The following is a 1,795-nucleotide window of genomic DNA, read 5'->3' as shown; positions in this document are numbered from 1 at the left end:
GCAACCGGTAGTACTTTGAAAACTGAACAAAGTTTCGTATATGTGTAGGTTCTTCAACTTAGGTTGAAGAAGAATTAAACATTGCGAAGTCAATTCGCTTTTAACAAATTAATGAGCTTAACAAGCTTCATATTTTATATGAGAGTTTGATCCTGGCTCAGGATGAACGCTGGCGGCGTGCCTAATACATGCAAGTCGAGCGAACTTAACTAAATGAATGCGGTGCTTGCACCAAGTGATTTTAGAGCGGTGAGCGGCGGATGGGTGAGTAACACGTGGGTAACCTGCCTCTAAGCAGGGGATAACATTTGGAAACAGATGCTAATACCGTATAAATCCTAAAACCACATGGTTTTAGGCTGAAAGGCGGCTTCGGCTGTCACTTAGAGATGGACCCGCGGCGTATTAGCTAGTTGGTGAGGTAATGGCTCACCAAGGCAATGATACGTAGCCGAACTGAGAGGTTGATCGGCCACATTGGGACTGAGACACGGCCCAAACTCCTACGGGAGGCAGCAGTAGGGAATCTTCCACAATGGACGCAAGTCTGATGGAGCAACGCCGCGTGAGTGAAGAAGGCTTTCGGGTCGTAAAACTCTGTTGTTGAAGAAGAACACGTTTGAGAGTAACTGTTCAGACGTTGACGGTATTCAACCAGAAAGCCACGGCTAACTACGTGCCAGCAGCCGCGGTAATACGTAGGTGGCAAGCGTTATCCGGATTTATTGGGCGTAAAGCGAGCGCAGGCGGTTTTTTTAAGTCTGATGTGAAAGCCCTCGGCTTAACCGAGGAAGTGCATCGGAAACTGGGAAACTTGAATGCTGAAGAGGACAGTGGAACTCCATGTGTAGCGGTGAAATGCGTAGATATATGGAAGAACACCAGTGGCGAAGGCGGCTGTCTGGTCAGTTATTGACGCTGAGGCTCGAAAGCATGGGTAGCGAACAGGATTAGATACCCTGGTAGTCCATGCCGTAAACGATGAATACTAGGTGTTGGAGGGTTTCCGCCCTTCAGTGCCGCAGCTAACGCATTAAGTATTCCGCCTGGGGAGTACGACCGCAAGGTTGAAACTCAAAGGAATTGACGGGGGCCCGCACAAGCGGTGGAGCATGTGGTTTAATTCGAAGCAACGCGAAGAACCTTACCAGGTCTTGACATCTTCTGCTATTTCTAGAGATAGAAAGTTCCCTTCGGGGACGGAATGACAGGTGGTGCATGGTTGTCGTCAGCTCGTGTCGTGAGATGTTGGGTTAAGTCCCGCAACGAGCGCAACCCTTATGACTAGTTGCCAGCATTAAGTTGGGCACTCTAGTAAGACTGCCGGTGACAAACCGGAGGAAGGTGGGGACGACGTCAAATCATCATGCCCCTTATGACCTGGGCTACACACGTGCTACAATGGTTGGTACAACGAGTTGCGAACTCGCGAGGGTAAGCTAATCTCTTAAAGCCAATCTCAGTTCGGACTGTAGGCTGCAACTCGCCTACACGAAGTCGGAATCGCTAGTAATCGCGGATCAGCATGCCGCGGTGAATACGTTCCCGGGCCTTGTACACACCGCCCGTCACACCATGAGAGTTTGTAACACCCAAAGCCGGTGGGGCAACCCTTCGGGGAGCTAGCCGTCTAAGGTGGGACAGATGATTAGGGTGAAGTCGTAACAAGGTAGCCGTAGGAGAACCTGCGGCTGGATCACCTCCTTTCTAAGGAATTCGTTGTGGCGTCGCAAGACTCAAGCAACGATCGGAAACCTACACATGAAACTTTGTTTAGTTTTGAGGGTACTACCCC

Annotated in this window: 1 rRNA gene; it reads left to right on the top strand. The window is 50.0% G+C overall.

The annotated features are described in order from the left end of the window. Positions 1 to 134 precede the first annotated feature (134 nt). Positions 135 to 1,707, top strand: a 16S ribosomal RNA gene (locus JCM12539_RS12350). Positions 1,708 to 1,795 lie beyond the last annotated feature (88 nt).

The sequence above is a fragment of the Lacticaseibacillus pantheris DSM 15945 = JCM 12539 = NBRC 106106 genome (assembly GCF_001311175.1).
GTDB lineage: Bacteria > Bacillota > Bacilli > Lactobacillales > Lactobacillaceae > Lacticaseibacillus > Lacticaseibacillus pantheris.
The sequence above is the reverse complement of the archived record's forward strand: the minus strand, read 5'-3'. Positions and strand labels throughout refer to the sequence as shown.